This is a genomic window from Arthrobacter gandavensis (assembly GCF_039528575.1).
Classification (GTDB): Bacteria; Actinomycetota; Actinomycetes; order Actinomycetales; family Micrococcaceae; genus Arthrobacter_B; species Arthrobacter_B citreus_B.
Genome location: NZ_BAAALV010000002.1, coordinates 647,345 through 653,886, shown reverse-complemented (window position 1 = coordinate 653,886; position 6,542 = coordinate 647,345). Strand labels below are relative to the sequence as shown.

The 6,542-nt window shown below is 66.6% G+C and carries 7 protein-coding genes; 4 read left to right on the top strand and 3 right to left on the bottom strand.

Features of this window, described 5'->3' with window-relative positions:
- Positions 1–31: 31 nt before the first annotated feature.
- Positions 32–790: an IclR family transcriptional regulator gene (locus tag ABFX29_RS06305; RefSeq protein ID WP_152225835.1), complete on the bottom strand. Its 759-nt coding sequence runs from the start codon at positions 788–790 to the stop codon at positions 32–34.
- A 118-nt stretch (positions 791–908) separates the two neighbouring features.
- Between ABFX29_RS06305 and ABFX29_RS06300 the strand changes: the two genes are divergently transcribed.
- The 4 genes from ABFX29_RS06300 to allB are packed head-to-tail and all read left to right on the top strand — an operon-like array spanning position 909 to position 5,192.
- Positions 909–2,198 carry a DUF6986 family protein gene (locus ABFX29_RS06300; RefSeq protein ID WP_152225833.1) on the top strand — a complete coding sequence of 430 codons (1,290 nt, stop codon included), beginning with the start codon at positions 909–911 and terminating at the stop codon, positions 2,196–2,198.
- A complete protein-coding gene (locus ABFX29_RS06295) occupies positions 2,195–3,007 on the top strand; it encodes a bifunctional allantoicase/(S)-ureidoglycine aminohydrolase (RefSeq protein WP_152225832.1) in 813 nt (270 codons plus the stop codon). The genes ABFX29_RS06300 and ABFX29_RS06295 overlap by 4 nt, the downstream gene beginning before the upstream one ends.
- A 14-nt stretch (positions 3,008–3,021) precedes the next feature.
- Entirely contained in the window at positions 3,022–3,858 is an 837-nt protein-coding gene (locus ABFX29_RS06290; protein WP_152225830.1) for a hydroxypyruvate isomerase family protein, read from the top strand.
- A complete protein-coding gene (gene allB, locus ABFX29_RS06285) occupies positions 3,855–5,192 on the top strand; it encodes an allantoinase AllB (protein WP_152225828.1) in 1,338 nt (445 codons plus the stop codon). Before ABFX29_RS06290 ends, allB begins: the two co-directional genes overlap by 4 nt.
- Positions 5,193–5,217: 25 nt before the next feature.
- Here the strand turns inward: allB and ABFX29_RS06280 are convergent, their stop codons facing one another.
- Both ABFX29_RS06280 and ABFX29_RS06275 read right to left on the bottom strand, forming a co-directional pair.
- On the bottom strand, positions 5,218–5,736 hold the full coding sequence (locus ABFX29_RS06280; RefSeq protein ID WP_152225826.1) for a metallophosphoesterase family protein: 519 nt from the start codon (positions 5,734–5,736) through the stop codon (positions 5,218–5,220).
- Between the two features lie 307 nt (positions 5,737–6,043).
- Positions 6,044–6,542 (bottom strand): HNH endonuclease signature motif containing protein (locus ABFX29_RS06275; RefSeq protein ID WP_346038481.1); only part of this gene is annotated, 499 nt, incomplete at its 5' end.

Sequence of the window (6,542 nt, the reverse complement as noted above, 5' to 3'; positions counted from 1 at the left end):
TTTCCGGCCCTTCCTTCGTTCTGCAGCCGGATCAGCCCTGGCGCAGGTCCTCCGCGATCTCCCGCGCAGCGGCCTGCAGCAGCGGAACAGCCCGCTCTCCGAAGGCTTCATCCACACGTGAGACCGGCCCGGAAACTGAAATCGCGGTGGGGCTGGGCGCACCGGGTACGGCTGCGGCGAAGCACCGCACGCCCAGCTCCTGCTCCTGCTCATCGACGGACCAGCCGCGCTCACGGATCAGTTCCAGGTCCGCCAGCAGCTCATCAAGGCCGGTGATGCTCGCCTCTGTTACCGCAGGCAGGCCGGTGCGGGTGACGATCCGGCGCACGTGGTCGTCCGGGAGCTGGGCAAGGACTGCTTTTCCGACGCCGGTGGCGTGGGCGTGGGCGCGCCTGCCCACCTCGGTGAAGGTGCGCATGGAGTGCCGGGAGGGTGCCTGGGCGATATAAAGCACCTGGTCCGAATCCAGTACTGCCATGTTGGCTGTTTCGCCCAGCTGGTCCACGAGTTTCTTCAGCACCGGCAGGGCCAGGGCGCCCAGCTGGGCGGTTGCCCCTTCGCCAAGCCGGATCAGCCTTGGTCCCAGCGCGTAGCGGCGGTTGGGCAGCTGCCGGACGTAGCCGAGGCCCACCAGGGTGCGCAGCAGACGGTGGATCGTGGGCAGCGGCAGGTCCGCTGTGGCGGCGAGCTCGCTGAGCGCCGCTGAACCGCCGGCGTCCGTGATGAGTTCAAGCAACTCGAAGGCCCGTTCCACCGACTGCACTCCCGAGCCAGCGGTTCGCTCAGCCATCACGGCAGGTCCTTCCGGTACGGTTCACCGAGGCGAACAGTTCAGCACTAAATCCATTGTCATTCCGTATCGCAAACAATATTATCCGTCATACGGAAGGCGTATAGGGGGCACTGCAATGGCTGAACATCGCGAACCCGTTCCTGTCCTCAACGCCGCAGATTACCAGCACCTTGCGCACTCGCTGCGCCCAACGGATGAGCTGCTGGCAGGGTCGTATCCCGGCGACGACGGCAGCCGCCAGCCGGTACACACGGTCTACGTTCCAGCTGACGCGTTCACTCCGGGGCTCTCAACCGAATGGGGCCGGCAAGCCCTGGCTGCCGCACAGGGACAGGATGGGCTGGAACGGCTCGCTTCACGGCTGGAACTCCATGATCCGGACGTCCTTGCCGATCTTGTTGCGCGGAAGCTCTCCACGGAACCCGTCGAAGACCTCCGGCTGGATTTCGAAGACGGCTACGGCGTCCGCCCGGACGACGTCGAAGACGCCGATGCAGCCGAGGCCGGACGCGCCGTGGCAGCAGCTGCTGCTGCCCGGACGGGCCCGGCCTTTATGGGGATCCGATTCAAGTCCATGGAAGCCGGCACCCGCGGGCGGGGCCTGCGCACACTCGACCTCTTCCTCTCAGCACTGCTTTCCGGACCGGGAGCGCACGGGTCCCGCCTGCAGGAGGGACTCGTGCTCACCCTGCCCAAAGTCAGCACAGTGGCACAGGTGGAAGCCATGGCATTCGTCTGCGGACGCTTGGAGGATGCACACGGCCTGCCTCCTGGCTGCCTGCGTTTCGAGGTGCAGGTGGAGACCCCGCAGGTGATCCTCGGCGCGGACGGCACGGCTGCCGTGGCACGCCTCCTTCACGCTGCACCGGGGCGGGTCAGCGGCCTGCACTACGGCACCTATGACTACTCCGCGGCCGTGGGGATCGCCCCGGAGCACCAGTCACTGGATCATCCGGCGGCTGACTACGCGAAAACCGTCATGCAGGCCGCTGCCGCCGGTACCGGCGTACGGCTTTCCGACGGGTCAACGAACATCCTGCCCGTGGGCGGACCGGAGAACATGTTCCGTGCCTGGAAACTCCACGCCCGCCTGGTGGCACGTTCCCTCGCGGCCGGCTTCTACCAGGGCTGGGACCTGCACCCGGCACAGCTGCCCACCCGCTTCCTCGCTACTTACGCCTTCTTCCGCAGCGGCTTCCCCGCCGCAGCTGCCAGGCTGGGCAACTACCTGAACGGACGGGAAAGCGCCATCCTGGATGAACCAGCCACCGCACGGGCGCTGGCCCGGTTTATCCAGCGGGCGGCAGCCTGTGGAGCAGTAACGGAGGCGGAGGTTTCCGCCGCCGGGGTGTCCGCCCAGGAACTGGACCGCCTTACCCGCCCTCGAGGAATGGAACCCCTGTGAGCCGCTATTACTCCCCCGAAGCCGGCCTGCCGCCGCAGACGGAGCTCCTCACCGGCCGTGCAGTGGTCACCGAGGCGTACACGGTCATCCCGCGCGGCGTGCTGCGGGACATCGTGGTGAGCGTCCTGCCCGAGTGGCAGCGCACCCGGGCCTGGATCCTGAACCGGCCCGTGGCCGGCGGGGCCACCACCTTTGCCCAGTATCTGGTGGAAGTGGCCCCGGGCGGCGGGTCGCGGGCCCCGGAGCCCCAGCAGCACGTCGAGTCTTTTGTCTTTGTGCTCGACGGCGGTCCCCTGGCGGTCACTATCGACGGCGAGCGCCACGAACTGGGCCCCGGCGGCTTCGCCTACCTGCCGCCGGAACGGATCTGGGAAGCAGCCAACGACGGCGCGGAACCGGCAAGGTTCCAGTGGATCCGCAAGGCGTACGAGCCGCTGGCCGGGCACACCCCGGCCGTCGTCGTCGGACATGAGGGCGCCATTGAACCGGCGGCTATGCCGGGAACGGACAATAAGTGGCGGACCACCCGCATGCTGCCCGCTGATGACCTGGCGTATGACATGCACGTCAACGTGGTCACCTTCGAGCCCGGGGCGTCCATTCCGTTTGCCGAGACGCACGTCATGGAGCACGGGCTCTACATCCTGGAGGGCAAGGGCGTGTACCGGCTCAACGAGGACTGGGTGGAAGTGCAGGAGGGAGATTATCTGTCCCTCCGCGCGTTCTGCCCGCAGGCTTGCTATGCCGGCGGCCCGTCAAACTTCCGCTATCTGCTCTACAAGGACGTCAACAGGCAGGTTCTGCTGTGATCCCGAAGGAACCCATGCCCTCCGCATTTGCCCTCCCCAGCCCGGACCTGACCGTCAACTGCTCGATCATGCTGGCGGATCTTCCGCTGCTGGAGCGCCCGGCTGCCGCAGCGGCCGCAGGGTTCGACGCCGTCGAGTTCTGGTGGCCGTTTGAGTCGCCGGTGCCCGGGGACCGGGAGGTCGATGCCTTCCTGGCTTCAATCGCCGACGCCGGTGTCCGCCTCACGGGGCTCAACTTCTATGCCGGGAACATGTCTGCCGGGGAACGCGGCGTGCTCTCATCGCCGCCGAAGAGTGCTGCGTTCCGTTCCAGCCTGGAGTCCATCGCCGGGATTGCGGAGCGAACAGGCTGCCGGGGGTTCAATGCACTGTACGGCCTGTCGGAAGAAGATGTTGCGCCAGCCGTCCAGGCCGACTGCGCGGTGGAGAACCTGGCTGCGGCCGCCGACGCCGTCGCCCATCTGGGCGGGACAGTGCTGCTTGAGCCGCTCAGCGGTCTGCCTGACTATCCCCTTCGGACCGCTGCCGACTGCTTCACCGTACTGGACAGGGTTCACGGCACCGGGCGACCGAACATCGCCCTGCTCGCGGATTTCTACCATTTGGCGGTGAACGGAGAGGACGTACCGGCCCTCATCGCCCAGCATGCGGCGTCGTTTGGCCACATCCAGCTGGCTGATGCCCCGGGACGCGGCGCACCCGGAACCGGCGATCTCCCTCTGGCAGAGTGGACGGCGTCGGCCCTTGCGGGCGGCTACAGCGGGTTCATCAGCCTTGAATACCTGAGCCCCAGCACGGAAGCGTTTGCCTGGCTTGAGCCGTACCGCGCTGGCGCGAACGGCACTTCGTGAGCGGCGGCTTCGACCTGGTGATCCGCGGGCGCAGGGTCTTCGCGACCGCCGGCACCGGTGCCTGGGAGGTTGGGGTCCGCGATGGTGCCGTTGCCGCCGTCGAGCCGCTGGGCACCGGATTGTCCGGAACGCTGGAAATGGAGCTGGCACCGGATGAAGTACTGCTGCCGGGGCTGGTGGACACCCACGTCCACGTGAACGAACCGGGCCGCACCGAGTGGGAGGGATTTGCCTCCGCCACCCGTGCTGCTGCCGCCGGCGGCGTCACCACCCTGATCGACATGCCGCTGAATTCGATTCCACCCACTGTGTCCGTTGCGGCGCTTGAGGCTAAACGCCAAGCTGCTGCCGGGCAAGTGTTCGTTGACGTAGGGTTCTGGGGCGGTGCTGTACCGGGCAGCACCGCCAGCCTGCGGCCGCTCCACAACGCAGGGGTCTTCGGGTTCAAGTGTTTCCTGGTGCACTCGGGAGTGGACGAATTCCCACATCTGGAGCCGGAGGAGATGGAGAAGGACCTCACCGAGATCGCGTCTTTCAACTCCCTGCTGATCGTCCATGCCGAGGATCCGCAGGTCATCGCTTCGGCAGAGTCGCCGTCCGGCCGCGAATACAGCCGGTTCCTGGCTTCCCGGCCGCGCGCAGCAGAGAACAAGGCCATCTCCCGGGTGATCGATGCTGCCCGCAGGACCGGCGGGCGGGCGCACATCCTGCACCTGTCCTCAGGCGAAGCGCTGCCGCTGATTGCCGCGGCCAAACGGGAGGGAATCCGGGTGACGGCTGAGACCTGCCCGCACTACCTCGCTCTGGCAGCCGAGGAGGTTCCGGACGGTGCCACAGCGTTCAAGTGCTGCCCGCCGATCCGGGAGGATGCCAACCGGGAGCAGCTGTGGCAGGGGCTCGCCGACGGAACCATTGATCTGATTGTCTCGGATCACTCCCCCAGCACACCGGACCTCAAGGACCCGGAGCACGGAGATTTCGGGGTTGCCTGGGGCGGGGTGTCCTCGCTGCAGCTTGGCTTACCGGTCGTCTGGACTGAGGCGCGGACCCGCGGAATCCCGCTGGAGTCCGTGGTTGGGTGGATGTCCTGCCGTCCGGCGGATCTGGCCGGGCTGACGCGCAAGGGCCGGCTGGAGGTTGGTGCTGATGCCGACTTTTCCGTGTTCGCTCCGGAAGATTCCTTCGTGGTGGACCCGGAGCGGCTCCAGCACCGGAATCCGGTGACCCCCTATGCGGGCAGGGAACTGACCGGGGTGGTGCGGCGGACCTTCCTGCGCGGTGCGGAGGTCTCCCCAAGCGCAGCGCCTGTTGGGAAACTCCTGCGTCGAAGCTGAGGCGGACCGGGTTTTGCCGTGGAAGCTATGAGGTGCGGGAGTTGCGCAGCGGCAGCCGGTGCAGTTCGACGTCGACCGTTCCGTCATCGATGTGGGCCACCATGTAGGTGCAGTACGGCTGGCGGCGCCGGTCTGTGGGTGATCCCGGGTTGAGCAGCCGCAGTCCGTTGGGTGTTGTGGTGTCCCAGGGGATGTGGCTGTGTCCGAAGACCAGCAGGTCCGTGTCCGGGAAGGCATCCTGCATGCGCGTTTCACGTCCCTTGGCCGTTCCGGTTTCATGCACGACGGCGATCCGCACGCCGTCGATGACTGCGGTGCCCACCTCCGGCAGTCTGGCGCGGAGTCCTGGTCCGTCATTGTTGCCCCAGCAGCCCAGCAGCTTCCTCGAGCGGTCCTGGAGCTCGTCCAGAAGCTCCTCGCTGACCCAGTCTCCGGCGTGGATTACCAGGTCTGCGGCTTCAACTTCGTCCCACACCTGCGCCGGCAGCACCTTGGCCCGCTTCGGCAGATGGGTGTCGGCGATCAGCAGCGCCCTGGTTGTCATTCGAATCCCCTTCCGGTGCGCCGTCCAGCCGTTCCCGTCCCAAACGCTCTCGGGACCTAGGTTATCGGCAGTGTGGGTTGCTTCAGCCCAGCTCTCATCGTGCCTTTGGCTTGATGGCCGGTGACGGGCTTGGCAGCGCCGGCGGCTGGCGGGCCGATGCCTCGCGGACAGGTGCCTGGCTGGCCGGGGCCTGACTGGCCGGTATCTGGCTGGCTTTGACCGTGTTTGTTGAGTCCCGCGGTGCCGCTTAGCCGACCAGTACGTACGCCTTGAAGCAAACTCGTTCTAGCTGTCGCTGGCGTGGTCGCTAGAACGGCGGTGGATCGTCTTCGATCCCATCCGTTGTTGAGCTGGCCCGCTGGCTGTACTTTCGACCGGCGGCAGGTGTTGGGTCGGACCGGCTGGGGGCAGGTATTGGGGCGGACCCGGCGGCGCGGACACCGGCTTCGTACAGACCGGGATACGCGTCTCCTGCATTGTTTCGTGCATTGTTCCGACCTCGCAGAGCTCTGGAGGTGGGCTCGCTCTTGGCGTAGTCCAGTGTGGGGTCGGTGGTGTAGGTGCGGCCGGTGGGTGAGTTCCATTCGATGGTTCCGGCCTCTGGCTGGCGTGCTTTCCAGTGGCCGAGGGTTTTGAACCTGTGGTGTTTGGGGCAGAGGTGTTCCAGGTTCGTGTGGTCTGTTGGTCCGCCGCGTGCGTACGGGGTGGTGTGGTCGATCTCTGCGTGGGTGACATTTACTGAACAGCCGGGGAACCTGCAGGTTCCGTCCCTGGCCTGGAGCCAGCGTTTGAGTCCTGCAGGGATA

Excerpts from the sequence above, each read along its gene's own strand:
- ABFX29_RS06305 (WP_152225835.1), bottom strand. The coding sequence starts at position 790 with ATGGCTGAGCGAACCGCTGGCTCGGGAGTGCAGTCGGTGGAACGGGCC.
- ABFX29_RS06300 (WP_152225833.1), top strand. The coding sequence starts at position 909 with ATGGCTGAACATCGCGAACCCGTTCCTGTCCTCAACGCCGCAGATTAC.
- ABFX29_RS06290 (WP_152225830.1), top strand. The coding sequence starts at position 3,022 with ATGCCCTCCGCATTTGCCCTCCCCAGCCCGGACCTGACCGTCAACTGC.
- ABFX29_RS06280 (WP_152225826.1), bottom strand. The coding sequence starts at position 5,736 with ATGACAACCAGGGCGCTGCTGATCGCCGACACCCATCTGCCGAAGCGG.